This is a genomic window from Asanoa hainanensis (genome assembly GCF_900188485.1).
Taxonomy (GTDB): Bacteria; Actinomycetota; Actinomycetes; order Mycobacteriales; family Micromonosporaceae; genus Asanoa; species Asanoa hainanensis.
On sequence record NZ_FZPH01000036.1, the window covers coordinates 1 to 25806 of the forward strand.

The 25806-nt window shown below is 68.8% G+C and carries 26 protein-coding genes; 7 read left to right on the plus strand and 19 right to left on the minus strand.

Annotated elements, in window-relative coordinates; all coding sequences use genetic code 11:
- Positions 1–764: 764 nt before the first annotated feature.
- Together CHC05_RS41170 and CHC05_RS41950 are read left to right on the plus strand one after the other, a co-directional pair.
- A complete protein-coding gene (locus tag CHC05_RS41170; RefSeq protein ID WP_144023002.1) occupies positions 765–1616 on the plus strand; it encodes a hypothetical protein in 852 nt (283 codons plus the stop codon).
- Between the two features lie 277 nt (positions 1617–1893).
- On the plus strand, positions 1894–2742 hold the full coding sequence (locus tag CHC05_RS41950) for a DUF6283 family protein (RefSeq protein ID WP_239126810.1): 849 nt from the start codon (positions 1894–1896) through the stop codon (positions 2740–2742).
- A gap of 282 nt (positions 2743–3024) precedes the next feature.
- Here the strand turns inward: CHC05_RS41950 and CHC05_RS40100 are convergent, their stop codons facing one another.
- Positions 3025–3744: a transposase gene (locus CHC05_RS40100; RefSeq protein WP_144023003.1), complete on the minus strand. Its 720-nt coding sequence runs from the start codon at positions 3742–3744 to the stop codon at positions 3025–3027.
- 710 nt (positions 3745–4454) lie between these two features.
- Here CHC05_RS40100 and CHC05_RS40105 point away from each other — a divergent pair.
- Positions 4455–4805 (plus strand): hypothetical protein, encoded by a 351-nt coding sequence (locus CHC05_RS40105; RefSeq protein ID WP_144023004.1) that lies wholly within the window; start codon positions 4455–4457, stop codon positions 4803–4805.
- A 64-nt stretch (positions 4806–4869) separates the two neighbouring features.
- Here the strand turns inward: CHC05_RS40105 and CHC05_RS41180 are convergent, their stop codons facing one another.
- From CHC05_RS41180 to CHC05_RS41195, 14 genes are all read right to left on the minus strand, one after another.
- On the minus strand, positions 4870–5781 hold the full coding sequence (locus CHC05_RS41180) for a hypothetical protein (protein WP_144023005.1): 912 nt from the start codon (positions 5779–5781) through the stop codon (positions 4870–4872).
- 70 nt (positions 5782–5851) lie between these two features.
- Positions 5852–6481 carry a hypothetical protein gene (locus tag CHC05_RS40115; RefSeq protein WP_144023006.1) on the minus strand — a complete coding sequence of 210 codons (630 nt, stop codon included), beginning with the start codon at positions 6479–6481 and terminating at the stop codon, positions 5852–5854.
- A complete protein-coding gene (locus CHC05_RS40120; RefSeq protein WP_144023007.1) occupies positions 6471–7433 on the minus strand; it encodes an SAM-dependent methyltransferase in 963 nt (320 codons plus the stop codon). The genes CHC05_RS40115 and CHC05_RS40120 overlap by 11 nt, the downstream gene beginning before the upstream one ends.
- Before the next feature lie 49 nt (positions 7434–7482).
- Positions 7483–8364 (minus strand): SAM-dependent methyltransferase, encoded by an 882-nt coding sequence (locus tag CHC05_RS40125; RefSeq protein WP_089256096.1) that lies wholly within the window; start codon positions 8362–8364, stop codon positions 7483–7485.
- Between the two features lie 132 nt (positions 8365–8496).
- Positions 8497–10026 carry a GntR family transcriptional regulator gene (locus CHC05_RS40130; RefSeq protein WP_144023008.1) on the minus strand — a complete coding sequence of 510 codons (1530 nt, stop codon included), beginning with the start codon at positions 10024–10026 and terminating at the stop codon, positions 8497–8499.
- A gap of 213 nt (positions 10027–10239) precedes the next feature.
- Positions 10240–11085, minus strand: coding sequence for a hypothetical protein (locus tag CHC05_RS41185; RefSeq protein ID WP_144023009.1), 846 nt, complete (start codon positions 11083–11085; stop codon positions 10240–10242).
- A 117-nt stretch (positions 11086–11202) separates the two neighbouring features.
- On the minus strand, positions 11203–11988 hold the full coding sequence (locus CHC05_RS40145) for an ATP-binding cassette domain-containing protein (protein ID WP_089256104.1): 786 nt from the start codon (positions 11986–11988) through the stop codon (positions 11203–11205).
- A complete protein-coding gene (locus tag CHC05_RS40150; protein ID WP_089256106.1) occupies positions 11985–12935 on the minus strand; it encodes a hypothetical protein in 951 nt (316 codons plus the stop codon). The genes CHC05_RS40145 and CHC05_RS40150 overlap by 4 nt, the downstream gene beginning before the upstream one ends.
- Positions 12936–13015: 80 nt before the next feature.
- Positions 13016–13567, minus strand: a complete 552-nt coding sequence (locus CHC05_RS40155) for a hypothetical protein (RefSeq protein ID WP_089256108.1) — start codon at positions 13565–13567, stop codon at positions 13016–13018.
- A 209-nt stretch (positions 13568–13776) separates the two neighbouring features.
- On the minus strand, positions 13777–14328 hold the full coding sequence (locus CHC05_RS41190; RefSeq protein ID WP_144023010.1) for a hypothetical protein: 552 nt from the start codon (positions 14326–14328) through the stop codon (positions 13777–13779).
- A complete protein-coding gene (locus CHC05_RS40165) occupies positions 14328–15629 on the minus strand; it encodes a histidine decarboxylase (RefSeq protein WP_179266599.1) in 1302 nt (433 codons plus the stop codon). Before CHC05_RS40165 ends, CHC05_RS41190 begins: the two co-directional genes overlap by 1 nt.
- Positions 15626–16390, minus strand: coding sequence for a hypothetical protein (locus CHC05_RS40170; RefSeq protein ID WP_203714637.1), 765 nt, complete (start codon positions 16388–16390; stop codon positions 15626–15628). Before CHC05_RS40170 ends, CHC05_RS40165 begins: the two co-directional genes overlap by 4 nt.
- Positions 16391–16416: 26 nt before the next feature.
- Positions 16417–17883 (minus strand): APC family permease, encoded by a 1467-nt coding sequence (locus tag CHC05_RS40175; protein WP_089256116.1) that lies wholly within the window; start codon positions 17881–17883, stop codon positions 16417–16419.
- A complete protein-coding gene (locus CHC05_RS41195; RefSeq protein ID WP_144023012.1) occupies positions 17880–18137 on the minus strand; it encodes a hypothetical protein in 258 nt (85 codons plus the stop codon). Before CHC05_RS41195 ends, CHC05_RS40175 begins: the two co-directional genes overlap by 4 nt.
- A gap of 295 nt (positions 18138–18432) precedes the next feature.
- On the opposite strand from CHC05_RS41195, the gene CHC05_RS40180 reads away from it, so the two are divergent.
- Positions 18433–19665: a helix-turn-helix domain-containing protein gene (locus tag CHC05_RS40180; RefSeq protein ID WP_089256119.1), complete on the plus strand. Its 1233-nt coding sequence runs from the start codon at positions 18433–18435 to the stop codon at positions 19663–19665.
- 194 nt (positions 19666–19859) lie between these two features.
- On the opposite strand, the gene CHC05_RS40185 is transcribed toward CHC05_RS40180, so the two are convergent.
- From CHC05_RS40185 to CHC05_RS41200, 4 genes are all read right to left on the minus strand, one after another.
- On the minus strand, positions 19860–21281 hold the full coding sequence (locus CHC05_RS40185) for a bifunctional ADP-dependent NAD(P)H-hydrate dehydratase/NAD(P)H-hydrate epimerase (protein WP_089256122.1): 1422 nt from the start codon (positions 21279–21281) through the stop codon (positions 19860–19862).
- A 486-nt stretch (positions 21282–21767) separates the two neighbouring features.
- The gene (locus tag CHC05_RS40190; protein WP_144023013.1) at positions 21768–22451 is read right to left on the minus strand and encodes a hypothetical protein; all 684 of its coding nucleotides are present in this window, start codon (positions 22449–22451) and stop codon (positions 21768–21770) included.
- Complete coding sequence (locus tag CHC05_RS40195) at positions 22448–23164, minus strand: BTAD domain-containing putative transcriptional regulator (protein WP_179266600.1); 717 nt, start codon at positions 23162–23164, stop codon at positions 22448–22450. Before CHC05_RS40195 ends, CHC05_RS40190 begins: the two co-directional genes overlap by 4 nt.
- Before the next feature lie 43 nt (positions 23165–23207).
- Positions 23208–23393, minus strand: coding sequence for a hypothetical protein (locus tag CHC05_RS41200; RefSeq protein WP_144023014.1), 186 nt, complete (start codon positions 23391–23393; stop codon positions 23208–23210).
- A 135-nt stretch (positions 23394–23528) separates the two neighbouring features.
- Here CHC05_RS41200 and CHC05_RS40200 point away from each other — a divergent pair, with 135 nt between their 5' ends.
- The 3 genes from CHC05_RS40200 (at position 23529) to CHC05_RS40210 (ending at position 25772) form a co-directional block, all read left to right on the plus strand.
- Positions 23529–23732 carry a hypothetical protein gene (locus CHC05_RS40200; RefSeq protein WP_089256128.1) on the plus strand — a complete coding sequence of 68 codons (204 nt, stop codon included), beginning with the start codon at positions 23529–23531 and terminating at the stop codon, positions 23730–23732.
- Positions 23733–23838: 106 nt separating this feature from the next.
- Positions 23839–24441 carry an RNA polymerase sigma factor gene (locus CHC05_RS40205; protein WP_144023015.1) on the plus strand — a complete coding sequence of 201 codons (603 nt, stop codon included), beginning with the start codon at positions 23839–23841 and terminating at the stop codon, positions 24439–24441.
- Positions 24438–25772: a hypothetical protein gene (locus CHC05_RS40210; protein ID WP_089256132.1), complete on the plus strand. Its 1335-nt coding sequence runs from the start codon at positions 24438–24440 to the stop codon at positions 25770–25772. Before CHC05_RS40205 ends, CHC05_RS40210 begins: the two co-directional genes overlap by 4 nt.
- Positions 25773–25806: the final 34 nt, after the last annotated feature.

The window sequence follows — 25806 nt, forward strand, 5'->3', positions numbered from 1 at the left end:
TACGTATGAACCGAAGGCTTATGTCGGTACTAACGGCATTCTTTATGGCGATGTCCTGGAGATCGAGGACGCCTGAGCTTGAGATAAGCAACTCGGACGCGGGTGGCGCTGACCGTCCGGCAACCACCGCTCGTGGGGCATCCAATTAACCGAGCACCTTTCACGCCGGGGGTTGGTCGGTTGCGCGCTAGCACGGGGGCGTTGGCTGGTTAGCGTCTCGAGTGCTGACGTGCCAGCTCGCATAACACGCCTTAATCCGAAAGGCTGCAGCAGCTGTCGCGGCTGAGTACCTAGGACTCTGCTGGGCGTGTCCGTCGGCTGAGCCCAACGAGCTCGCCGCCGAGCTGCCAGCGCCCGCCTCCGCGCCCCCAGCCAGCGCCCGCCCTGGCACTCGGATTCGATACCAAGCCGGTCGGAGACAGGCATCGTTGACAACGCTGAGATATCGAGGTCCGCGTGGGGCCAGCGATTTTCGCGAACCGGTGTTGCCGGCCAGGAATCGACGGGGGGCGTGAGGCCTTCGGCATTTCGCCGCTGCGTGAACACTGACCCCGGGCGCCCTAGAACCCAGGGGCACCGCAGGGTCAGTGGCAGAGCGTTGGCATGGCGAGACACCGCGCCGACGACCCGCGATACTGCTACCTGTGTAGTAGCGGGCGACTTGAGCAAATCTATAGCTTGCTTGGCGTGACGGTTCCGTCATCAATTGCGGCAGGAGCGGGCGCAAGCTACGCCATCGCGTTCACCGGAGAAGGGTGGGAAGTTTGACCACCTACGGTGTGAGTGAGGGCGCTCTCAACGCAGTTCGCGCTCTGTATGGCCGATCCTGCTACCAGCATGCGGCACTTCGAGCTGCGCGTTGCCTTTCGCAGTTTGATCCGACCACCGTTGGTCCGGACCCGGTTCTAATGGAACTCGCGCTTCTCTACGCCGCCAGCGCCGTACACGCGGCGCCAGCGAAACGCACCTCGTACGAGCTTCAGCTCGTGAACACATGGACATGGGGACGCCCCGCCTGCAGCAGGTGGGCGCCGACCCTTCGAAGGGTTGATCTGGAGGCGGCCTTGCATTGGGCTCGCTACGCGCAAAACAGTGCCTGGCTAGTCGATCCGCCCGGAGCGCCGCGGCGAGCTGCCGCCCTACAAGCAGTCGCCGCGCTCGCCCACCAACTCGGCTTTCATCACGAAGCCATTGTCTTCGCCGCCAGGCTGCTCACCATCCAGCGCGAGACCCGCAAGGTCGACGGTCTCGTGCATGCTGAACTGACCCTCGGCATTTACCTGCACGCGAGCGGTAGTTGCACAGACGGGACCATGACGGCCACAGGCGCCTGGCGGAGGTGGAAGAACCACTACGGCAGCCCTCGTGAGAATACAGCCGCGCTGATCGTCAACGTGCACGTCGCCTCGCTGCTCATGGCCTGCGGTCGAGCCACGGACGGCCAGACCCTGATGGAAGAGGTGGTTGAGCCAACTGATCTGCTTGCCCGGCACCGCACCGCGATGTGCCGGAATGTGCTCGACCGCCTCGAAGGCGCACGCCTGTCCCACGCGGCTGTGCACCACAATCGCTTTGCCGTTGCCGTCGATCTGGCCGAACGGCCGAGACCAACATGACCCATCCCATACACGCGCTGGCAGTTGGGCTCCCAAATTTCTGCAGATCCTCCCTGCGGGACCCCAACCGCGGCCCACCACGCAGTTCGCTCGACGCAAGGCACGGCCCTCCTCGAGTGCTTTGACCGTCTTCGAGCCTGGCGTGGGTGTAGTTGCCGCCGCATTTGGCGACCCGAACCCGGCGACCCCATGGACTTCAGTGACACCCCTGCCCATAGCATCGGCCTGGCAGGCGTCGGGCAAAGGCCCTGACCCTGGCCAAACCTGGGGGATGTGAATGGCTGGTGGCGCATCGATCAGCGGGCCTGCATCGTCACCATGCCCAGCCTGCCCATACCGGCGCGATGTGCCCTCCGGGGTGTGGTCTCGACACGAGTACGTGCGGTTGACCGCGTACGACCTGGACACCGCTCTGCAGCCCAGCACGGTGCTTGTCTGCTATGGCAGCGAGCCGCGGCGGGTGTGCGCAGGATGGGCAGGCTGCCACGACACGCGCGAGCTGCTGGCACTACGGCTGGCCGCACCGTGGGGAACCATGGCTGCCGACGATCTCGCTGCCACCCACCGCTACGTCAGCCCGGCCCCGTTGTTCTCCTCGGGCCGGGAAGCAGCCGTGCACGGCGCCGCGAGCCTGGCCGACCCGAGCCCCGCGGCGCGTGCCCTGATCGCGCAGGTCGCACCGAGGATCGAGGTCCCGTTGCTCGGGCCGCTGGTCGCGACTCTTCCTGTTCCAGAGCCCGTGCCCGTCGACGGTGACTGCCTGATCTGGGCGCCGGCCACCGCGCGCCGTCTGGCGGCATCGGGTGTGACGGCGGCCCCTGTCAGTATCACCGGCTGGGCGGATCCCGCGCAGGTCACCATCGCGTTTGTGCATTGCGCCGTGGCCGTGGACCTGGAAGAAGAGAACCCCGCTCACCGTCGCGGCCCGTACATCGTTGATGTGACCGCTCGGCAGTTCGCCGGCGACCTGCCCGAACGGTGGGTGGCTGACTGGTCGAACTATGCTGCGTGCCTCGCGCGGGCTACGGGTGCGTTCGTCGTGACGTCCAGTCTGGACTCCTCGCAGCTGCGGCGAGAACGCTGGAACGACATACGAGACCGGCGCCGCATCTGGCACTGGGCGTAACCCCTGAGCGACGACCGTACGCATGTTCCACCCGGCCGTCGTGCCTGACGCCCTCCGCCCTCCAGACGCCTGCGTATGCCCGCGTACTGGCCGCCGCGAATGCGATCGGCCGGGACAGCGGCGTGGTCGACGTCGTCTAATTCGACGATTCCGCCGCGGTCGGGGCCTCGCCAGGCCGGCTTCGCGTCGCCTGGCTCAGGCAAGCTTTGGATAGGCGGCAACGCGCAGCCGCCTCGACGAGATCGCCGCGCACGGCGCCGAGGCGTGCATGCTTCCCGATACTCAAGACCTTACGTCGGCTGAGACACCGGCCATACGTCCGCGGTCGCCTGCCAGCGCGATCGCGTGGGCCAGGTCCTGGTCGGTGCCGTGAGCCACGATCAGCTTCAACCCGGCGCGGCTGACGACGTAAACGCCGCAGCGGCCTCCGTGCCGCTGGGCGAGCTCGGGCCAGCCGTCCGGCACGGCGGCCATGGGGGCCCAAAAAGGTCTACCCCCGGGCTCGACCACTACGCCCGGCCGCCGGGTGCTCGGCAGGATGACCCTCCACCCCGGGACGTGAGGCGGGATGTGGGAGAGGCCCCCGACGGGCTGCATCCCCTGCCGGATGCAGGCGGCGATGGCCAGGTCGACGGGCTCGGGTCCCTCGATGCTTGAGGCGGCGACCGCCGTCTCGATCAAAACGAATGGCCACCCGGTGTCAACGCTGCTGCCGATGAGGCCAAATGCTTCACCGGCTCTAAGCTCGCTTGGCGCGGGGATGCCCGGCACCAAGTCTGGTAGGACGCCTTCCTTGGAACACGCGAGGTGCGCGAAGAACACCAGGGCGGGCGGTCCGAGCCTGACACCCGCGACAGCAGGACGCGCGTCATCGAAGATGTCTTCATGGCCGCAGTAGGGACAGCGAAATCCAGGCGGCCACGGACCTTCGAGAATCTCGGCTGCCTGTTGCGCTCCAACGATGTCGCGCACCTCGTCGGGTATCAAAATGTTCCGGGTCACAGATGTCGCCCTCTCATCGCGGCCGCGTGGCGCGCGCGAATCCATAGGTGATGGCGACCAATGATTCTATTGCCGGGATGACGGCCCCGTCTGGGCCCAATTGCGGGGCGATTGTGTGGCCGGCGTCAGGGCCACGGCTGATCGGCCTGAAGTTGCGGCGGCCGGACGGGCCGGCAGTCATCGGCGATGCCCGGCTCGGCGCGAATGTCGCCGCACCCGTCGACCAGGCAGATCCAGACGTGGTGGCCCCCGCACGGGCACATCGCCCAGTCGGCCCGCGTCCAGGTGGGGGACCCAGTACCTGTGCTTGTTGCGACAATGAGTTGACGCGTCGCCGTCGAGGACACGGATCGAACGTTGGCTGTAGGAGGCAAGCGGGTCGGCGCGGGCCGCCATGACCAGGGTGCGCAGTTCGGCGGCGGTTCGCGCCTGCTCGACGAGTTTGGTTGTTCCGTGGGGAGAGTCCAGGGCGCGGTGCCAGGTGGTGGTGACCTCCCAGACCCGGACCCACTCCACCCCCGGATTCTATCGAACGTGCGTTCGATTGCTTCGAGGCCGCTGGACGGCAGTGGCCGGTGCCCACGGACCGCGGGCGCTGGACACGACTAAGGAGGAGGTCGAAGATCGGTGTGTGGTTCCGCTCTGAGGGTCCTGGCAACGTACGAGGCCAGCGCCGCGGGGACGAACGGAAGCGAGTGAGCACGGCGAGTTTGATCAACACGTTCCTGACGACAGGGCGCGAAGCCCTCGCCCTGGAGCAGCGGCTGTCCTTGATGGCCCTGGGCGATCCGCTGCGAGCGCGGCTTGGGCGTAAGCACCAGGAGGTGCTGCGGCGTCAACAGGCCGAGATCGTGGCCGCGGTTCGCGCCGGTGTGGAGTGGTCCACCGTGGAGTTCGCGTTGCGGCTACATGGCCAGCACGCCGACCGGGAGGCAGGGTCGGCCGTGTCGACTCCGGCCGAGGCCTTCCTGGAATTGCTGGAGCGCAGCCTCGCCGGCGTAGCTCCGACAGCCGCGGCGGGGATGGTGCCGGGATCCGCCTCTGTGGTTTCATTTCAATGAAGGCCGGACATCTTCCCCCGTGGATGTCCGGCCTTCATTGCTCAGCTGCCGGCGCCGCCCCGGATCACGCTGTCGGTGGAGGCCGGGACGCCGGGAAATCAAGGCGGGCTTGGGTAGCGTCACGGCAGCCAACATACGGACTTTCGGTGTCGGCCACCCGCTCGCTGGCGATGATGACGATGTAGCCGCCGCTGGGTGACCAAGGCTGCGGGTTGCCGGCCGCGTCTACGGCTTGTTCGTGCCAGGCGAGGATCTGACCGGTTGCCGGGTGGACGATCAGGGTTGCCTTGAGCCCGTCGCTGGCGAGGTCGGGTCGGATGTGGGTGATCGCGATTCCGGCGCGGCCTGCCCGATCCGTGACGTCGTAGTGGAGCGACAGGTTCGGGATCGTGGCCAGCAGCCGAAGCGATGCCGCTCGCACCGGTTGCGGGAGGTGCTGCTCGCGAGCCAACGCGAAGATAACGGCGATGAGGTCGCGCGCCTGGGCGGAGGGATCGCGGAGCAACTGGTGCCGGAGAGTTTCGGGATCGCTCGAGGGCTGGTCGACACCGAGCATCGTCGTCGGCATGCCGGCGGTCCATCGCTGCTCAGGTTCCTCAGGCGTGCATCCGGCGGTTTCGTTCCAGGTCAGCAGGCGCCCGCTGCCCCCGGGACCGCGCCAAGACTGCTCGACAAGGATCCGACGCTGGTAAGCCCAGGGACCATTGGTGGGCAGGTCGGGCCAACTGCGCGTGGTCACGTACGAGAAGCTGCCATGGCTGACGTCACCAGGTGCCGGCTGCAGGCGGTCGGCCAGTTCCTCGAGCTCATCGTTGGCTGAAGCAGCGGGGACGCTGGCCCTGGTCTGCCCTGGAGAGCCTGGTGCGATGGCCCTCTGCCCGGCGCTGCAACTGGCAGCCAAAGCTACGGCGATTCCAAGCGCGGCGGCGGCCGCGCAGCGGCGTAAAACGGGGATCATGAACGTCTCCAAGTCCACGAACTGCGCGATGATCGGCGTCGCCGGTCACCGAAGGCGTCCGCAGCGGCGTCGTTGGCAGGGTGAGCGGTCATCGCGCTGGGATGCGGATGCGCCAGGCGAGGTGCAGGTCAGACACCCGTGCGCCAACCGTGATGCGGTGGAAGACGGTGGTGGCGGCGTAGTCGAGTGCCGCGTCGATGGGGTGAAGGCCATGAAGGGTCGCGTAGCCAGTGACCAGGCGTGGCGTGTGGCGGAGGATGGCGTCCGTAACGGCCTGGTGCAGCGCCCCGCCGGGAATCATCCGGCAGCGGTTGGCGCAGATGTACACGCAGCGGCCCGCGCCATCGGCGGAGGCGGCCAGCGGCTGGTGACACAAACCGCATCGGGTGAGCGCGGGATCCAGATAGTTGCCCGGACGTGGCGGGCGGACCGCAGAGTATGCATCCGGGTCCAGGCCGCCGGCGTCGGTAACCCACCGCTTGGCGCGCCGTAGCGGTACACCGAGCTCGCGGGCCGTTTCCGAGATCGCCGCGTGCGGGTTGCGCGTGGCCCGCAGGCGCGCAGTCGCGACCACGGCCTGGCGGACGTCCGCGGAGTATTTAGTGCCCTTGCGCTGTCTCGGTTTAGCGGCCAACGTGGTTTGCGTTGCTGTCATCGTCGGTTCTTCTTCGTAGGTGGGGCGGCCGGGTTGGCCGCGCTCGAGCCGGTCACTGGTCATGCTTTCGGTGGCGGTGCGGACTGTGGGTGGTAGGCCCGGTCCCAGGGATGGCAGGAGTTGGGGGCCTCGGGCGCCGTCGCCGGTGCTGAGCTTCGGCGGGGCGCGGCCGGCGGGCAGGCCACGGGTTCCAGGCAGGTGTTCCGCGTTCGGGGATGCGCCCGACCACGGCGGTCATCGCATCGATGGAGTGCCCGACGGGTTCGCCGATGTCCGGCCGCCAGGCGTGCAGCGGGACGGGCTGCTGAGCGGTCCGGGTCCAGTCGGCAGGCTCGATCTGCCAGCCGTCGAACAGCGCGGCGACCTGGTCGGCGCTACGCAGGTGTAGTGGGCTGCCGATGCTGGCGTAGATCGCCTTGACGGCATCGCACCCGGAGCGGTCTGCAGCGCCGGGGACGGCATGCGATATCGCGAGCAGGCTGCCCGACGGTAGTCGGCGGCGCAGGGTCGCGGTGACCAGGTCGAGTCCTTCGGCGACGAAATGGCCGACGCCGAGCATCAGGACACAGACACGCGCGCCGCCGGCGAGCAGAGCCCGGGTGGTCGGGTGACCGAGGATGGCATCGATGTCGCGGATGTCGCCGCGGACCGCGGCCGCCCCCGAGTCATCGCCGAGCAGATGCCGAGCATGGTGGACGACCTGTAGGTCGCGGTCGACGTAAAGGGTGCGGGCGCGGGACCGCCAGCTACGCGCGACCCGATGTGTGGGAGACAGGGTTGGTAGGCCGCACCCGAGGTCGAGGAAGCGCTGTATACCGTGCGCGGCGGCGCTGCCAATCACGCGGTGCGCGAACGAACGGTTCGCCGCGGCCGCATCCACGATGTGTGGTGCGGCAGCGATCACCAACCGGGCGGCCTTACGGTCGGCGTCGTAGTTGTCGCACCCGCCGAGGTAGAAGTCCCACATCCGGGCCACCGCGGCCACGCTGGGATCAACCCCTGAGAGGCCGGTCACGCCGGTCCTCCGGGCCGGGGCGCGACGATGGTTTGGCCGTGGAAGCGCCTCATCTCGCACCGCCTGTCTGAGCGACGGCGCCCCATTCGCCGCCGGGACAAATGCCTTCGCCGGGAGCGGCTGCGGGTGGGGTGGCGTCGGGGTGCCAGTGGGTGATGCCGACGACGCCGGGCTCGATGAGGGTCAGCCCGGTGAGGAAATCGTGGACTTCGAGGCGGGTGCGTGCCTTGGCAGGGGTGGCGGTCTGCTGGGCGTAGACGTCGCCCACGGCGACCGACGCGGAGAGCGTAGGTTGGAACACCTCCGCTGCCCCGTGGGAGATCGCCACGAAGCTGCCGGGCGGCAGCGCCGCCACGAGTCGGCGCACCGCAGCATGGGCTTGGTCATCGGGGAGGAAATGGAGCACCGCGGCCAGCACCAGCCCGACCGGCTGGTCGAAGTAGAGATGCCGCCGGGCGGCGTCGAGGATCCCGTCAGGCGAGCGCAGGTCGCCGCGGACTGCAGTGGCGTATTCGTTGCCCCTTAGAAGGTCGAGGCTTTCCGACACGGCCACGGGGTCGATGTCGACGTAGAGGACGCGGGCCTTGCTGTCTACCTGCTGTGCCACCTCATGGACATTGCCTTCGGTGGGGATTCCGGAGCCGATGTCGAGAAACTGCCGGACCCCGGCGTCGACGAGGTAGCGGATGACACGGCCGAGCCAGGCCCGGTTCGCCCGCGCGACGGCCGGTACGTCGGGCCAGGCGTTCGCGATGGCCAAGGCAGCGGCCCGGTCCGCGGGGAAATGGGTGACGCCGCCGAGGAAATAGTCATAGATCCGGGCGGCGGTCGCCGGCCGCTGACTCCGGTCGCCCGTCGACGCAGGCGTGGCCGCGGTGTCGGCGGGCAGTGATTCAGGCGTTGATGGGTCCGATGGAGGCGTGAGGGTCACGTTGGGATTCCTTTGTGGATGGGATGGTCAGGTCGAGTCGCACCTGTTGGGGCGGCGCCTTCACCTGCCGCCTACGTAGGAGGGGATCGAAGCCGTGGTGTAAGAGGTGGCCAGGCAAGGGTTTGATGGCCGTCACCGGTTCTGCCGGGGGAAGTGAGGGAGACGAATTGGGTCTTGTTTCACGCCCGGGACTCCGACGCTCCCGAGTGGCGAAACCAGGGTGCGGCGCTGAGGTAGCACCTCGATGAGGCCGCGCCGGCTGAGGTGCCGGATGGCGCGGCTGGTTGTCGCTAGGGATACGCCGTAGTGGGCTGCGATACGTTCACCGGTGGGCATTTGCGTGCCGGGCGGGTAGTGGCCGGCGGTAATGGCGTCGGCCAGTTGGTCAGCGATCCGTAACGGCAGCGGGCGGAGGTCGTCGGCCAGCGGTTGGAGTACGTCGACCGGCGGAACCGGTGTGGGGCGCCGGGGTCGAAGATGTGGCGGGCAGGCGGCCAGCTCGAAGAACCGGGTGCGCTGGTCGGGCGGTAGCGCGGCGAGCACCTGGTCGAGCGCCTGCTGGTGCGCCGTCTCGGGTTGGTGAAGGCTGTTCTCCCAGCGGCTCACGGTGGGTTGGGAGACGCTTATGAGCGCGCCGAGCCCTGCGCAAGTGAGTTCGAGGACCTGCCGCAGTGCGCTGATGGCCTCGGCATTCCAGGACATGCCGGGCGGGCGCGGCGCAGCCGCGCGGTCGGCGCCCCCGTCCGTACCGGATTGGCGCGGCGGGTACAGCAGCGTGGCGAAGGCGTGCCGGTCGGCGGGGCCGAGCGCGCGGAGTAGCCGTGTCAGCGCGACTCGAGCCAGGCGTGAGGGTTGTATTGAGCCACGTTCCCAATGGGAAACTTGGCGGCGAGTGAAGCCGATGCATGCGGCGAGCTCGGCTCGGCTCATCTTTGTGGTTGCGCGCAGTGCGGCCACCGCGTGCGGTGGCCACGGCAGCACCTCACCGTTGCGGACAGTTCCGGCCAGGGTGATTGGACCGCCGGTTTCGCGGCTGTAGCTGGGTCTTCTACCGCGCCGCGGCGTGCCGCCGGCGATCGCGATCGCGATTCTACTGTGGACATGCTCTTTTCGTATCGTTCTATTGTCTCCCGACGTCGGGGTGGCCGCTGCCGGCAGAGGGTTCGTCTCCACCGCTTCAGCGGTCGCGTCCTTTCGCCCGCGCGGTGGCGCGGCTGACCACCGTGTCCTCCGCGGCTGATATTGAGCGCGCATCGGTGGTGCGGGACGCCAGGCTCGGCGATTTCCGGGATGGCCGGCGGGCGCCAGACGGATCCCGTCGAGCTGAACCCAGATCGTCCGGCGCAGAACGACCTCGCCGCTGTCGTCGAGTTGATCCCCATCGAGCCAGATCCAGCCGTCGTATGTGCTCCAATTGCTGTGGATCTGCAACAACCAGAACGGGAACGGCTCAAGCGCGAACTGAACACTCGCGGCACGACCAATCCACAACAGCTGTCCCACCGTCGGTCGGGGCCGGTCGTCACAGAGCCCGCTGTGAGCGGTGTACCAGGCCAGGTAGGCGGTGCCGTCGCCGGGCGAGGGGCCATCGTCGGGCGTGCCGTGCTCGTTCGCGCCGGGTGTGCCGTTGCAGGAGGCGGCGGGTCGGGGATCGACCACCACCGCCGCTCCTTGCCCGCCGGCCGGTCGGCGGTCTCGCGCCGACGGCGGGGTGGTGCGGCTGGTGTAGGTCGGGTTGAAGGGCGGGTGGGCCGCGGCCGGAGCCGGCGGCTCACGTGGCGGCCGCCCTGGAGGCAACGGCAACCCCACCGCCGCCTGGGCACAATGCCGGGAGTCGATGGGCGACCAGTCGAGGTGTGCTGACGGTCCACGGGTCTAGCGGCCATCTGGTTCGCGGCCGGCGGCGATGGCCACGGTTGCGGCATCGTGGTGGACGGACGCGTGCCGCAGCCGCAAGGGTTCGAGCCGGTCCAGAAAGTTCCGGACATGCGCGATGTACCGCCAGTCCACCGCGTCGGCGGGTTCAGTGACCTCTCGAAGCGCGCTCATCGCGTCCGCGGCTCGGCCGCACGCCATGAGCAGAGACACCAGCTGGACGGCGACCGTCAGGGCCGCGACGTTCTCGCGGGGGTCACCGTACGTGTCTTTCCAGGATTGCCAGGCGTCGGTGGCTAACGTGGTGCCTTCGGCGCAGCTGCCGTCGGCGTGCAGGTAGGCACCGAGGAGTAGCCGCGCGCGTATCACGTCGTCGACGTCGCCGTGTTCGCGCTGGAATGCAAGGAGCCGGCCCGCGAAGGTGATTGCCTCGTGGTGACGGTCGAGGCGGTGCGCAAGTACGGCGACCGCCTCGGTCGCGGCTGCCAGCTGGGCCGGACCGGCCACCTCGGACCGTAGCGCGGTGGCGTGGGCGTAGCGTGCCCATTCCAGAGCAGCTTGTGTATCGATAGCGGGGACGGGGCGGCCTGCGTCGCCGATGCTGTGGGGCAGCCGGCGCCCGGACCGTGGTGATCGCCGTCGCGGTGGATCGGTGGGTGTCGCGTGTACCGCACTGTCTGTGTAGAGGAGTGCGAGTTCGAGGAGACCGGCGTCAGCTTGCACGGTGGCGGGGTCGAGGTGGGAGAGGGATTGCGCTGCGCGCAGTGCGGCCTTGTGGTATCGGCGGTGGTGGTGGAGGGCGCGGACGTCGCGGATGATGCGGGCGTGCACGAGGTCAGTGGTCACGGTTCCCCGTCGTCGGTTCTGTTATCGGTGGGTGTCGGTGTGGTGCGCCGCTTCGGGAGGGCTGCGGCGCACCACACCGCGGCGCCCTGTTACTGAGCCCGGGCCGCCCGGCGAGGCTCAGGGTCGTGTCGGGGCGCCGGGTCCCTGCCCCCGGCGGGGGGCGCGGCCGGGCCGCCGCGTCACGAGGGCAGGGACGTCGCATCGGTAGGCGGGTCGGCGTGCCCGGGCAGGGGTCTCCTGTGGGTGTGGCTGCCGCTGGCGGGGTTGAAGAGTTGTGGTGATCCAGCCGAGAGCAAGCCCGTCGTGGGGGTGGTCGACGGTGGCGATGGCAGCGACGTGTTCAGGCAGGTCGGCGAGCGCGTCGAGTAGACGCCGTTGACCCCACGTCGAGAGAGTCGCGGCCGGTCGCTCGAGCAGCAGCACCGCAGGGCGATGCAGCAATGCCCCGGCAAGATCGAGCAGGTAGCGGCGCTGGCGCGAGAGGGTCTGCGGCGGTTGGTCCGCGGCGCCGCGCAGTCCGACGCGGACCAGCGCGTCGTCGACGAGATCCTCGATGCTCAGGCCGCCGCCAGCTACCTGTCGCAGGTGTGTCCTGGCCCGCCGGGCCGCCGGATGGAGGGTTGCCGCGACGGTGGCGGCCCTAAGCGGCCGCGGCGTCTCACCAACGGTCTGGATCCGGGCCAGAGCCTGCGCCGGACCGGTCGGTGCGAGCGGAGTCTCACCGACCACGATGCGGCCGGTGTCCGGGCGCTGGATACCGGCGAACACCTCGAGCAGCAGTCGACCAGCCGGCGGCTCGCACACCACCGCCATCCGAGCGCCGAGAGGCAGCGTGAGGTTGACGTCGGCCAGGTGAGGTAGGACGGACAGGGAGGTCACGGCGAGTGCCGGGGTCCTGGTCATGGCGCCGTCCGACGCGCCGCGCCGCGAATCTTGTTCCACGTCGCGGGGAGCCCGGAGGTGTCTCGGCTGAGTTCGGCGAGGACGGCCGCCACGACGGTGGAGGAATCGGCCCTGACGGTGCTGCCAGCACCGGGATCGGGGTATAGGCGCGGGAACCGGCCACCGCGGGTCAGGCGCCTGACCCGGGTGCCGTTGGTCACCGGAACGATCGCGACTTGCTCGGGTTCATGATTGCCGTCCCGCGGTGCGGCGATGTCGTCGCTGTCCGGCTCCCTCCGGAACACGATCGCGTCGCCGCATGCGGCTAACGCGTTCAGTTCGCGGACGGCCCCGGGGTAGGCGGTGGGATCGACCGTGATCCGGATGGCCGGCTCGGCACGGCGGATAGCCGCGGTGAGGTCGGTAACCGCCGCGCCCGCCGCCACGTCGGCCGGCAGGACGATGTGGACCAGCCGGTAACGGGCGAGGTACGCGATCAGGTCAGCTCGGCGGCTGGTCAGCAGGTCGATAAGCGGGTGCTGGTCCGGCCGGTGTCGGATGGTGGCCAGGGTCCGCCCTTCGGGGATGATGACCCTGACGCCGGCCACCCCGGACAGCGCGAGGTGCTGGCGGTCGACGCCTGGCCACAGCGGGAGCAGACTTCCGGGCAGGGTAGAGGCCGGTGCCGACGGGGCCGTTCCCGCAGCGGCCAGGCGAAGTTGGGGCCGGGTGCGGGCAAGCTGGTGCAGGGTGCGCACCGTGGCGAGCTCATCGCCGCCGCGCAGCAGATACGGGCTCAGCGCGGTGAGCAATGCCGCCATTGTGTCGGCGTCGACGTCGACTCTTTGGTCTGGCTCGAGATCGGTGTGCGCGATCAGGGTGCTGGCGAGGCGGCGCAGACCGGCGGGCCCGCCGACCTCGTGGGTGGGGTCGGAGGCGAGGAATCCGTGAGAGAAGTCGGCGAGCATGGCGACATCACCCGAACTGGTGGCCGAGGACCGCGCGGCGCCGGCCTGCAGTGCCGGGGGTTGGCGGTGGGCAAGGCGGTTCATCGGCGGCCTCGCCCGGTCAGGGACAGCACGGCCGGGTCGTCGGTTCCTACGGGCAGGTCCGCGACCGCGATCGGCTTCTGCGGGCGGCCGTCGTTGACGGCTCTGACGTGGGTCGCGATTGCCGCGATGTCGGCGACCGCGGGCGCCAGGGACAGCACAGCGGTGTCTTGAGGCAGCTGTGTAAGCGCGTAGGTGAGGTGCTGGACCTCGCTGCTGGTCATTGAGGCGGCAGGGTCGTCGATGACGATGGCGGCCGGGTGTTGGGTCCAGGCAATCGCGAGATCGAGGAGCCGGCGGCTGCCGACAGTCAGGCTGTTCACGCTGTGCGTCGCGTGGTCCCGCAGGCCACACGCTGCCAGGATGCGGGTCGTTGCCTCGTGGCCGTCCCGCCCGCCCGGCGTCAGCGGGGACCAAGCGGTCACGGCGCCGGCCACGGTGCCTGCTGCCACAGTGGCAGGCTCGCGGCGTACCAGGGCCAACGGCGCCGCCCGCCGGGTCCGCCCGGTGAGCGTCACACCGGCGACCGTCACTGCGCCGACGTGCGGCACGGATCCTTGGAGGATGCCGACGATAGCCGCGGAGACGTCGGTCGAGCAGATGATCGCTTCCCTGGCTCCGCGGCAGAGACGCAGTGTCAGCCCGTAGAGGGGCGGAACGTGGAGGCTGACATCGCTAAGGCACAGCATCGAAGGCGCCGGGAGGGCGGGCCCGGCCGTGGCATCGAGAGACCGGCGAAGCTCTGTAGCGGTCGGGGTTCTCATCGGCACACCTGGCATGTGGACGCGTCCGTTGGGATTCGCAGGCGGTAGGTGGTCCAGTCGGCGTCCCCGTCCTCGACCGTGAGTAGCCCGCTGGTGACGAGTGTGTGAAGGATGGTGCGTATGCCGATCTCGCGGGCGTGCACGGCTCGCGCGAGGCGCTGCGTGTCATGTGCGGTGAGGCGGATGGCGAGCGAGCCGGGAGTGCGCAGGGCGCTGTCTTCGACGAGAGCGCGGGCCAACGTCGAGGTGTGGCCGCCGGGCGCGGTGGTGGACACGACGGCGAGCCAGCCCATGGCGTAGCCATCCGGGTCACGTACTGGGTCCACGTCCATCGTTGGGCTGCCAGCTGCCAGCTCGGCGTCGGTGATCGTGATCCGTCCGGGTCCGCCGCAAGGCTGCTGGGCGATGACGTTGCAGCGCCAGCCGTTGCCGCTGCGGCTCTGGACGGCAACGATTGCCGTGCCCCCTCGGATGGCCAGGACGCGACGCCGCGGGTCATCTCCGGTCGGAGGAGGTCCGACGTGGCCGAGTTTCACGTTGGTGGTCATCAGGGCCGTCCTGTCGTGACGTCGTCGGGTGGGGGTACGGCCCGGCGCATCTGCCGAGGTAGGCCGCTGGCCGCGCGCGCAGGGCTTGCTGCTTTCAACGCGGCGAGGTCCGCGCACAGCGCGTCGATCTGGGTCCGGGTGATCCCCGGCATGCACATGAGGTGGCTGATTTGGCCGCTGGCCGCGAGATGCCATTTGGTCGTCAGCTCGTCGGTAGGGCGGTCGATCACGACGGTCATTCCGTGCAGGTGCCGCCACGCTGGCCAGCCGATGTCCTTGAGCCGGTCAACGGCATAGATCGCGGTTTCCCGTGCCTCGTGTGCGCGTTGACGGTGCCGGTCCAGGCCGAGGACGTCGAGCGCCCACCACAAATGCAGGGGGGCGTGGCCGGATCGCGAGTTGGCCAGGGTGACCGAGGTGTCGAGGTAGTCGACCCAATGTCCAGGGATGCGTGCGCTGGCTCGCACGATCAGGACGCCACAGGGCATCGGGGTGCCGAGGAACTTGTGGCCGCTGGCGGAGATGGAATCGGCGCCGTCGGCCATGTCGAATCCTGGTCTCGCGTCCGGTGGCAGCAGGGCCAGCGTGAAGCCGCTGAGGGCGGCATCCGCATGGATATACGCGCGGTAGATTCGCGCCTCCCGCAGCACGGTGCGGATGCCGGGGATGTCGTCGACGGCCTCGGTCATCGTGGTGCCGACGGTGGCGACCACGATGGCTGGCCTGTCGCGGTAACCGTGGACCGCGGCGGCGAGGTCGCGTGGGTCGAGGGCGCCGCGCTGGTCGGCGGCTACCGCGACGCCAGTCATGCCGAGTTGGTCCAGTACCGCGGGAACTGATGCGTGGGCGGCGTCGGAGTAGTAGACGATCCCCTTGGGATAGATGCGCTGGCCGTTGAGGAGGCCGTATTCGATGCCGGCGTACCCGCCGCTGGTGACAAACCCCCACCGATCGCCGGGCGGTGCGCGGAAAAGGTCCGCACAGAGTTCGACGACTCTGCGTTCGAAGAGCTTGGAATGCGCGGGGAACGCCGAGCCAGAGAATGGATCGCCGAGGTTGTTGAGCAGCCGCGGGGCCAGTGCCGAGAGTCCGCTGTAGTCGATGTCGAAGGCGGCGGGGAACCCGAGGTTGTTGGCACGATGCCCGTCGAGCTCAGCAGCGAAAGCGTTGACGACGTCCTCCGCACGGCGAATCCGCTCATCGCTATCGGTGCTGCCTCCCGCTTGGTGAATCAGGTCAGCGAGCGGCTGGCCGGCATCGTTGCTGTCCTCAAGGGCGGGCGCGGGGAGTGTCGTGGTCACAGTCTCGGCTCCTCGTTCAGCAGCAGGGTGTGGAGAGCGTGAAGGCGATTCCAGAAGGCCGACATGTCGTGCCAGTGGACGCCGGCTGGTCGTTGAACGCGTTCCCAGTCGGCGGTGAACACGCTCGCGAGACCCGCGCCGACGACGGCGTTGCTGTAGACGGTCATCTCGTTGAAGCCATCGGCGCCGAGACGATCGATCTGCATCACCGTGTTGTCACGGAGCCAGGCGTAGCAGGTTCCTGGCACGTCCTTTTGAGCGCCGACGGTTTCGGGATCCCACGGTTGGCGGCGATGGTCCAGTGTGGACAGGGCAATGCCGAGGTAGAACGCCTGGCCGGAGGACTCGTCGTAGCGATTGGCCAGTTGCGTAGCGGGGTCGAACGACCCAGCGGCGATGTAGTCGCGAGCGTTGGACTCGACCCGGAACAACAACTGCTTCGGATCGCTGAGGTCCGGCTCGTCATCGACCATCAGCGTTGCCGCCACGACGGCGAACGATGAACCCGGCAAGGGCCGCAGTGGTGCGGGGTCGACGAACAGGATCGCGACGGCGTGCGGGCACACCGGTTGAGCCCTGCGTTGCTGCCACGCGTAGTGGCCCTGGCGTACGTTCATCGCCCGCAGACGGTTCGCTGCTGCTCCCCGAGCCGCCGCCGCGTCGAGGGTGCCAAGCGGGTCGGGCCCAGGGTCGGAGCGATAAGCGGCGTAGGACTCGTCGGCTTGCTGGTTCCAGGCGCCCAGGTGCGAGTGAGTGGGCATGACGCGACACCTCCCCTGCGGCGCGGTCAGATCTCGACGCTGGAGTAGCGGTTGTGGACCTCTCGCAGCGGGTCACGGGCTTTCCCGAGAGCCCCCGCGACGTCGGGATGGCGTTTCTGCAGCCACCACCCGCGGACCAATCCGGCGATCGCCACGGCCGCGATCACCGAGATCAAGATCCATCCCATTGGCGCCTGGGCGGGGTCGTCGCTCGGTCCGAGGACGAGCGCGTCGGCGTTGGTCAGCATCACCACGAAGATCACGGCCATGGCGAGACCACCCAAAATGGGCGCGACCTTAGCGGGCCACATCCCGACCCGGCCACCCTCGACTTTGCCCTTGCGGTGGAAGGCGATGATGCCGACGCAGGTCAGCCCCATCACAGAGATCAGGCAAAGTGCGGCACCAGCAGCGCCCACCGAGAAGAGCTGATTCGCGTCGACCCCGGCCACGGCGCAGCCGACGATTACCATGAGCCCGACGGCGTTTTGTCCCCGCGACCCGCCGATCGGGACACCGATGCCTCTGACTGCGGCCAGCGCCGGTGGCAAGGCGCCCTCACGCGCCAGTGCGAAGGTGTAGCGCGCGACCGCCTGGTGGAAGGACAGTCCAGCGGCGAGGATGCTGGTAACCAGTAGGATGCGGGACAGGCCAGATACGACCGGTCCGAATGCTTGGTCGAGAACCTGGTAGACCACCTCAGGCCCGGCATCGGATGTCCGGGGCCCAACCGCGTTGACCATGGCGACCGACGCGACCGTGAGCATCCCACCCAGTGCCAGCAGCGCGGTGAAAGTCGCGGCTGCGGTCAGCCGTGGAGTGCGGGCTTCCTCTGCGTAGGCTGCCGCGGTCTCGAACCCGGTGAAGCTGGCGATGACAAGCGCGATGACGAAGCCGGCGCCCGGACCTGCGACGTTGGACGGTGACAGCGGGGACAGATCCAAAGACCCGCGTGCGGGGTTGGCCAGGGCGGCGACGCAGAAGGCGATCACGACGAACATTTCCACGCCGAGGAACCACTTCAGGACCAGCGCGGCGTCCCGCACGTGGAGACGCCCCAGAACTCCGATCAGCGCCCACGCCAGCAGCGCCCAGACCCACCACTCGACACCGAACGGCATCGCCGCGAGCTGCAAGCCCAACAGGCCGTACAAACACACCTGGATTCCGTTGTAACCGACCAGCACCACGAACGCGGCCGCGAGTCCGCGTGCGGGTCCGAGCCCCTGCGCAACAAACGCATACAGGGGGGCGGTGTGCGGAAGATGGGGAGCCATCGACGTGTAGGCGGCCGCGAAGAGCAGAAGCCCGACGGTCGCGCCGACGAACGCCAGAGCGATTCCCGTGATGCCGGTAGCAGCCAGCGCGCCACCGATGCCGCCGACTACCGCCGTCAACGGAGCCGCGGCGGTCAAAGCAAACGACGTCAGCTCAGGGCCGGACAGGGTCTTGCGGTCAAGACCCCGCGCAACGCCAACAATCGACCGGGTCATCGGTCTGCAGCCCTGAGGATCTCAGCCGCAGTGGACGGCTTCGGGCAACTCGGCGACCGGCAAAGGTCCCGGCGCAGATGAAGATCGAGGTCGTTGAGGCTGATCTCGACGACGCCGATGTCCGCGACACTCAGCGGACCACGCTGATAGAAGGTCAGCACTCCACCAAGCAGAGGCCGGACCTCCGCAGCAGTGGCCCTCGGCGAGCCGAAGACGTGCGTGCCATCACGGAAATCGATACGGACGGCTGCCATGGCCGCAGACCTCGCCGGCGGCCTGGACACGAGTCTGCGCCCTCGTCCCCGTAGGAAGCCGTACCAACCGGTGCCAGCCAACAAGTCCACAACTTTCCTCTCCCAGGGCATGACGGGATGGCGCGACGACCCGGCGGTCGCCTGCGGAGGTGCGGGGTTACCGGTCGCCGTCAGCGCGGGCCAAGGAGATCCATGGTGACCAGCGATGACGGCAGCGCTACGCAAAGCACGCTATTGATTGCGATCATCACTCGCTACTACACAGGTAGCAGTCTCGGCAGCTACCCTCGCTGGCATGGAGCAAGTAGCTGAACCGACCATCCTGCGCGGAATCGGCGCCAACATCGCCACCCACCGACGCGCTGCTTCCGTAACGCAGTCTGACCTTGCTGCCCGGATCGGAAAGTCCGTGCAATGGGTTTCCGCAGTCGAGCAAGGGCGCCGCCACGCAGATCGTCTGACCGACCTTATTCGCATCGCCCAGGTAGTGGGTTGCGCAGTCGAGGACCTCATCGGGCGTCCCGTAGAGACGCTCGCTCGTGGTGGCCACCCGCGCGCCGACGCGGTGTCTGCCGTACGGGAAGTCATCATGCGTGCCGCCGTACCGATCCCCAGGGCGGAACTTGTGCCGGATCTAGAGGACGTCAGTACGCGCGTTGCGGACGCGTGGACCGTCTGGCACCAGTCACCGACCGCTCACTCAATCCTCGGCGGCGTCCTTCCCAGCCTGATTCGAGATGCCAATGCGGCATATCGTCACGGATCAGACCCAAGGGCTGCAGCTCGAAACCTCTCCGGCGCCTACCAAATTACCCGTCAATGGCTGCACCACGTTCCCGACGGTGACCTGGCTTGGGTAGCTGCGGAACGGGCGATGAGTGCAGCCCGCGAGGCCGACGACCCGCATCTCATCGCACTCGGCGCCTGGGCGCTATCAGCGTCCTACCGTCGTGCTGGCCAGCAGGACGAGGCAACGCGGCTCTGCCTCGCCGCAGCCGACGAGCTGAGGACGCGCCTAAACGACGATGACCCTCAAACGGATCTGTTGGCGGACTATGGGATGCTTCATCTCGCGGCAGCTGTAAGCGCGGCGCAGTCGGACGAGGATGGGCGCGCCTGGGCACTTCACCGCGTCGCAGACGACGCCGCGCGTGCTTTGGGAGCCCGTTACGATCCGTGGACCGCGTTCGGCAGAGGCAATGTGGACATCCACGGCCTAGCGATCAGCGCCGAACTCGGCAAAGCCGACAGCGTAGTGGATTATGCGTCCCGATTGGAGATCGACAACGTGCCGAGCGTAGAACGGCGCGCTGCTGCGCTGATTAATACGGCTCGAGGATACGTCCGGCGTCGTGAAGATGAGTCTGCGGCCCTCGTATTGCTCGACGCTGAGAACATTTCGCGCGACGAAGTTCATGACTCAACGCTGGTCCGCGAGCTTCTTCTGGAACTTCTGCATCGAGATCGCGCTCGCGCCCGCGCACACATCCGGGGACTTGCTCAACGCTGCGGACTTATCGCCGCGTAAAGTGCAAGGCCGGCCAGGCGCGCGATTGCGGCCCCTGGCCGGCCAATTGTAAAAAGCGCTCTCGCGGACCGGCGCAGCGTTGCGGGCGGTCCTGGCCGGAGTTGCCAAGAGGAGCCGAATGCACCTCTGCGGTCCTCGCATAGCGCGGTGGTGCTGAGCGTCGCACCTTCCCGCGCATGTGCTCGTCGCCGCGCCTAGTGATGCAGGAGCTCGGCTACGACTCCTGGGATGGCATCCGCCATCGCGCTGGCGCTCACAGGACCCCCGTTCGAGGCATGGTTACCCGCCACCCCGTGCACGAGTGCAGCCATCGCGCCGGCGTCCGGTGCTTTGATCCCTGCTGCCATTAGCGCACCTGCGACGCCAGCCAGTACGTCGCCCGATCCGGCGGTCGCCATCCACGACGTTCCGTCGCTTTGGCTATACATCCACCCGCTGGGACTGGCGATAAGCGTCGTGGAACCCTTAAGGAGGACCGTCGCTTCGGTCTCTGCCGCTAGCCATGCAGCATGATGCATCGGTCGAGACTCGACATCGGCCCTGCTGACGTGGTGTCCAAGAAGACCGAGCATTCGGGCCAGCTCGCCGGCGTGAGGTGTCATCAGAATGCCATCGGCTCCGATCGGCCTCGTCCCCGCCGACCGCCGTCGGACACACTCTTCTAGTGCCCCAGCGTCAACGACACATGGCAACCCAGAATCAAGCGCTTGGGCGATACCCCGATCTTGGGTCTCGTCGGATTCCACGCCTGATCCGAGCAACCAGGCCTGCACTCTGCCGAGACCGGGGACCGCTTCGGGCACTGCCAGGATGACGTGGTCGGTGACCCGCGGTGGCCCTACGTAGCGGACAACGCCAACGCCTGCGCGAACCGCGCCGCGTGCAGCGAGAACGGCGGCGCCAGGGTAGGTGTCGGATCCGGCGATGACTCCGAGAACTCCACGCGTGTACTTATGATCCGGCCGTGCGGGCACCGGCCAGCGGGCAGCTACGCCCGTCCTCGTCAGCCGCCGCAGCGGAGCTCTCTCCGGGAGATCGTTTCCCAACCCAACGTCGACGAGTACGGTTCGGCCTGCGGCATGCGCCGCCGGGGGAGCAAAGAGGCAGGGCTTGAACGTGCCAAACGTGACGGTGACATCCGCTGTGACGTGAGATCCTACGATCTCGCCGGTGTCTGGATCGACGCCGCTCGGAAGGTCAACGGCTATGACGGGCACCCCTCTGGGGATGGCGTCAACCAACGCGTCTGCTGGGCTTCGGAGCCCGCCATTGCCACGATCCCCAACTATGCCGTCGACGATGAGGTCTGCAGCGGACAACGCATCGAACGCCGCCTTGCTGCCTTCGTCCGAGAGCGCGTCGAGGAAGCTTCCACCTAGTCGTCTTAGCTCAGAGAGTCCGGGCACGTAGGCATCAGTGCCCACTAGCACCGCATCCACGTGCGCTCCGCGACCACGGAGGCGGGCACCTGCGACAAGGGCGTCGGCGCCGTTTTTTCCTACGCCTACCAAGAGAAGTACGCGACAGCCATAGACCCTCCGGTGACGTTCGATCAGTATCCGCGTACATTCAGCCGCGAGGCCGGCGGCTGCTCTCTGGATCAGTACGTCGTCCATTCTGGAACGAGCTAGCACCCGAGACACCGCACCCCGAACGTCGGCGCTGCGGTGTGCCTCCAAGACTTCAGCCGATTTCACCGGTACAGGTTTCCACACCACGCTTGGGAAGGCCGTACCCGAGGCAGCGACGGCAACCAGTTGACATAAGACAAGTTATCAACCACCTAGGCCTCACCGTGGGGCTCGGCACCGTACCGGGTTGAAAAGCGTCCATCGCCAGTCCCGGTCGTCGCGGATGAACAGCAGGCCGCACCCGTGTCGCGCTGCGCAACGGACGGCGCCAGTGCCTGCTCGGCTGCGAGCTGCTCGAGCAGCTGCTCGACCTGGGCGCGCTGAGCCGTTCGGCGGCGGCCGCCGACCAGCGCCCGCCGGCGACGTCCGGCGCCGGCAGCAGCCGCAGCTCGCGGGCGCGGTCGATCTCGAGCGGGCCGAAATCCGTTCGGCCTGCGGTCGGCTGGGACACCAGATTCTCCGTCGCGCTGGTCAGGCGGGAACGGGTGCGTCGCTGTCGGCGGGAATGAAAGAGGTAGCGCGGTAGGCGGCCGCGCGGACCAGGTCACCGGTGGAGACGATCGGACCCGGGCGGCTCCGGGCGCGCCGCTGCACCGTGGCGGTGAGGTCGTCGGCCGGCAACGTGTAGAGCTCGACGGCCAGTGCGCCCATCTCGCGCAACAGGTCGAGCGGGAAGAAGGCGGTTGTCTCGTCGGACAGCCGCTGCAGGTGGGTGGTGGCGCGCAGGCTCACCCAGTAAGAGACCCGGCGGACGTGCTCGCCGAGCTCGTCGGGCAGCAGGATCGTCAAGCGGCCTTCCCCGCCGCGGTGGTGCGCATACCCGGACGTGCCCCACCGCCGGCCCGGCATCCGATCCTGCCCATCGGGCACTGGCCGGAAGGTCCGGCCAGCCCAGCCAGTCGCGCCCATCAGCCTGGACAAGTGCGCGCTGACCAGCGCGGACCGGGATGCGAGGACTTCGTGTCGGCGGCGCCGGTCGTCACGCTCGGCGTACAACCTCGCGACCGCCGCTCGGCGCTGCGCCGCCGTCAGATCCCGCTGGCGGATCTCCAGCCGTTGCTCACCCAGCCAGCCGCGCTCCCGGATGAGGTCAGCGCCTACCAGTTCCGCCAGCCGATCGGGGACCGCCGGATCGACTGCCACAACCATCTTCACGCCCCCCACCGTAGGGGAATCTCGCACGCCTCCGGCAGGTCGAGCCGCCGGGCCGCCGCACCGGCCGTGAGGTGGTCGTCGGGCAGCGCGCCGAGGCGGCGCAGGAAGAGCCGGCCGGCCGGGCTCAGGCCGCGGTAGCTCGCCACGACGCTGTCGCGCACCGATAGCTGCCCGACCGCGAGCTCGTCGAGGCGGTGCTCCTCGTCGAGCAGGCGGTCGGCGAGGTCGCGAAGCGAATGGGTGGGGCGGGCGTTGAGTTGCGCGCCGGCGACGCGGATGGCCAGCGGGTGACCGGAGCACGCGACGACGATGTCGTGCGCCGCCTCGGCCTCGGCCTCGACCCGGTCGAAGCCGACGTGCCGGGCGAGGATGGCCAGGCCGGACGACGGATCGACGACGTCCAACGTGAAGTGGTCGTCCGCGCCCAGCTGCGTGAGCGAGTGCCGGCTGGTGACCAGGGTGAACGACCCCGAGCCGGGCAGGAGGTCGCGCACCTGCGACGCGCTGCTGGCGTCGTCGAGCACCACCACGAACTGCCGCCCGGCCAGCTCCGGCCCCACGTCGAGGCCGGCGAGCGGATGCCCGCGCCAGAACCGGATGGCGGCATTGGCGTCGCGCGACACCGACCGGTGGTCGCCCTCGTGCATCGCCCGGTCGGCCCGGCGCGCCAAGGTGTGGAACTGCAGGAGGTCGAGCTCGTCGCGGGCGAACACGAGCCGGTACGCGCCCGGCCGGCTGACCAGCCGCGACGCCTTGTCACCGGCCGGTCAGCAGGCGCCGCAGGCCCGAGACGTAGGCGCGGATGTTGTCGACGGCCGACGCCGGAGGTTCGCCGCTCCAGATGCCGCTGACCAGGTCGCCGACGGGCACCCGCTGGTCGGCCCGCAGGGAGCAGCATGCCCGCCATTCCGGCCCGCCGTATGCCCGCGATCGGCACCGCACCGGCCGAGCCGACGATCTCCAGCTGGCCCAGAACAGCGAACCTGGCACCGAGGGCGTCTAACGCCGTGAGGTCCTCGCGGACCTTGTCTATCGGGGGCGATCGTGCTTCCCCGGTCGAGGTGGAGGGCAGGCACAATGGACGACGAATCGCAGCCGCCGCGGAGGCGACGGACTGGCCGGCTGTCGCCGCAGGGCGTGGTCGTAGTGGTCGAGGCCGTGGTCGCCGGGATCGCCGGCGTGTTCCTGACTACAGACTCGATTCCGGCCACTGCGATCGCCGCTGTGGCGGCCGTGCTGGTGGCCGGCGCGTTGGGCGTGCCGGTGCGTCACCGTCGCTGAAATCTGAAGATCTTGTGGTGCGCGTCTAACGAACGCCGGCGCTCGTGGACCTTGTCATAGGGAGCCGGTGTTGTCCTGGACCGCGCACGAGGGAGGTTCGTCTTCTGTGGATCCCGATTGGCGTGTGGCGCCTGCGGCCGCCGCCCCCGACGTCGGGCAGCAGCTTGTCGCTGCTCCCGAGCAGATCAAGTTCTATGAAGATCATTTCGGTCGCCTGGTCAGCCTTGGCGTGCTCATCGGAGCCAGCCCGTACGAGGCCGAAGAGGTGGCGGCAGCCGTGCTGCTCGAGATCGTGCAGCGATGGGGGCTGCTGCGGGAGCCGTTGGCGTACGCGGTCCACGCCGTCAGGAGCGGTGTCGCCAAGCTCCGCGGCCGGGAAGGGCTGGCACGGGCGAGGCAGCTGGTCGCCGCCGGCGAGTTCGTGGACGCCGACGAAGGCGTCGTCGACCTCGCGCTGCTCGTATGGGAGGACCGCGAGTGGTTGATGCAGTACCTGGAAACGCTGCCGGAGGGGCAGCGCCAGGTCATGGCGCTGCTGGTCGACGGCTACGAGCCCGGTGAGATCGCGGCCGTGCTCGGGATCACGCCGGAGGCGGCGCGCAACCGGGCGTTCCACGCCCGGCTGCGGTTGCGCCGCCGATACAACGACGAGCGCGTCGAGACCGCCGCGCAGGCGCCCACCGGATCGACGCGGGAGGAGGCCCTGTGACCAACATCGACGATCGGGACCGTATGCGGGTCGAGCTCGCCTCGGCCCTTCGCGACCTTGCCGGCGCCGCGGCGGCGGCCGGCGCAGCGGTTCCCCGGCAGCGCATCCAGGATCACCTGCGGGCCGCGCTCGCGGCCAGCGGGCTTGCACACCCCGACGATGTTGCCGCCTCTGCGGCGCCAGTCCGGGTGAGCGTCACGCCGGCGCAGACGGCATCGGCGTGGCTGGCGAGCTGCAGCGATGATCCGCACCTACGCGCGTTGAGCGCGGCACAGTCAACGCTTCGACTATCCCACGCCCGTGCCGAGGCGGCGCACGCCCGGGCGGTGGACTACGAAGAGCTGGCCGACCGGCTGATGGTGCGCGTGCGAGACCTCGCTGCGGCGGCAGACGACTATGTGGATCAGTCCTTGGACCGAGCGAACGCGATCGAGGAGCGCGCCGAAGAAAATGCCGCCGCGGTCTTGGCCTCGGCGGAGAAGCGGGCGGCCGCGGTCTTGGCCTCGGCGGAGAAGCGGGCCGCCGCGATCGTGGCGGCCGCGCACCGCCGCGCCACCGAGATCGAGAACGAGGCCACCGCCGCGGCTGTCAACGCGAGGCGGGCCGCGCCCCACACTCCGGTCGCGCAACTCGCCGTTCCCAATTTCTTCGTTAAGGCTGTGACCGCTGGGTCCCCGTCCTTTGGCGCGGTCTTCGAGGCCGTGAGCCGCCACTCGCCCGTGACCGAACCCATGATCTTCCGGGCGGCTGGCGCCGGGTTCAAGCTGTACGGCAGTCCCTCCGCGCCGGCGCTCGTGCAGAGCTTTTGCCCCTCCGGCGAGCGGGGATCCCCGCAAGGACAGGAGATCGTGGCACAGGCCAAGTCGTATGCGCAGAGATCCGCGACGGCGGGTCCGGGACAGCAGAATCCGGAGCGGCCCCTCCTGCGGTGGCTCGTGGTGGTGTCCGCCTGCCTTGGCGGGGCCGACCTACCCGATCTCTCCCGCGAGGGACTGCTGTTGACCGGCGCCGGAGGTGTAGGTGTCGACGGCGCCGCTGAACGGGTGTGGCTGAGCCGCGTTCGGCTGTGGGAACTGGCCACGCTGGATCAGCCAGCTCCCCCTGCGGGTCGGCACGGCCACCGTGTCGAGATCGCCGGCGAATCCAGCCAGGCGGGAGGCGAGGTAGCGGTGTACGACCTGGGCGGCGGCACGTTCGACGCCGCTGTGGTGCGGCCAAGCCGTGCTGCGGCGGGCGGCGACGCGGATGCGCCGCCAGGCGGCGAGGGCGGCCGATGCGTCGTCGCATTTCTGCATCAGCAAGAGGACGCTGAAACAACGCGCCGAGGCTGACACCGGCCGGGTGTGAGGAGCGCTCACGCGGGCG

Coding starts and splice junctions, on each gene's coding strand:
- CHC05_RS41950 (WP_239126810.1), top strand. CDS start 1,894: ATGGCTGGTGGCGCATCGATCAGCGGGCCTGCATCGTCACCATGCCCA.
- CHC05_RS40115 (WP_144023006.1), bottom strand. CDS start 6,481: ATGACCAGTGACCGGCTCGAGCGCGGCCAACCCGGCCGCCCCACCTAC.
- CHC05_RS40145 (WP_089256104.1), bottom strand. CDS start 11,988: ATGACCAGGACCCCGGCACTCGCCGTGACCTCCCTGTCCGTCCTACCT.
- CHC05_RS40150 (WP_089256106.1), bottom strand. CDS start 12,935: ATGCTCGCCGACTTCTCTCACGGATTCCTCGCCTCCGACCCCACCCAC.
- CHC05_RS41190 (WP_144023010.1), bottom strand. CDS start 14,328: ATGACCACCAACGTGAAACTCGGCCACGTCGGACCTCCTCCGACCGGA.
- CHC05_RS40170 (WP_203714637.1), bottom strand. CDS start 16,390: ATGCCCACTCACTCGCACCTGGGCGCCTGGAACCAGCAAGCCGACGAG.
- CHC05_RS40175 (WP_089256116.1), bottom strand. CDS start 17,883: ATGACCCGGTCGATTGTTGGCGTTGCGCGGGGTCTTGACCGCAAGACC.
- CHC05_RS41195 (WP_144023012.1), bottom strand. CDS start 18,137: ATGGCAGCCGTCCGTATCGATTTCCGTGATGGCACGCACGTCTTCGGC.
- CHC05_RS40180 (WP_089256119.1), top strand. CDS start 18,433: ATGGAGCAAGTAGCTGAACCGACCATCCTGCGCGGAATCGGCGCCAAC.
- CHC05_RS40185 (WP_089256122.1), bottom strand. CDS start 21,281: ATGGACGACGTACTGATCCAGAGAGCAGCCGCCGGCCTCGCGGCTGAA.
- CHC05_RS40200 (WP_089256128.1), top strand. CDS start 23,529: ATGGACGACGAATCGCAGCCGCCGCGGAGGCGACGGACTGGCCGGCTG.